At 67.8% G+C, this 762-nt stretch carries 1 protein-coding gene; it reads left to right on the top strand.

The features are described from left to right. Positions 1-762: hypothetical protein (locus tag ACK6AU_RS32015; protein WP_409303778.1), on the top strand; the 762-nt coding region annotated here is incomplete at both ends.

Below are 762 nucleotides of genomic sequence, written 5' to 3'. Positions count from 1 at the left end.
AACGATCGCCAGTTGCAGATCAGCGCGCCGGTGGCCCCGGTGATCTTAAGTGGCGACGCCTCGCTTGGCCTGCCGCAGCGGGCGGCCCCGGTGCTGGCCGAACTGGAGCGAGCCCTGGCGCAACTGCTACGCAATCTGTTGGCCCATCAGGGCTGGGAGCATGGCCCGGCAGGCTTGGCTTCGGCCTACGTCGGTTGGCGCGAGGATGCCCTGCGCCTGCTGGACGCCAGTGGCCAGGCGCAGGCGGCGATGGACTGGCCTGGCGCCTGGCGACAATGGGAAGCCGACCGCGAGCGCCTGCTGCAAGGCCCCGACCAGGCCGTGGTGCACAACCAGATCCGCTTGCTCGATGACGTGCTGCCGGCGTTGCCCGGGATACTGCGCGCAGAGTGCGCGGCCACCGCAGTGCTGTTCCCGGGCGGGAGCGTGGAGCGGGTGCAGGGTATCTATCGCGGTCATCCGCTGGCCGACTACTTCAACACCGTGCTGGCGGAACAGCTGCTGGCCTATGTGGCGCAGCGCCTGGCCGCTGATCCCCAAACACGGTTGCGGATCATCGAGATCGGCGCGGGAACCGGCGGCACCAGCGCGCTGCTGTTCCAGCACTTGGCGCCTTATGCGCAGGCGATCGACGAGTACTGCTACACCGATGTGTCAGAGGCATTCCTGGCCCATGGGCGTGAGCAGTACGGGGAGCAGGCGTCGTACCTGCGTACCGGCAACCTGGATATAGAGCGCGATCCACGCAGCCAGGGCTTCGAG

It is taken from the genome of Pseudomonas sp. KCJK8993 (assembly GCF_046230915.1).
Lineage (GTDB): Bacteria > Pseudomonadota > Gammaproteobacteria > Pseudomonadales > Pseudomonadaceae > Aquipseudomonas > Aquipseudomonas piscis.
This window is presented reverse-complemented; position numbering and strand designations above follow the sequence as displayed.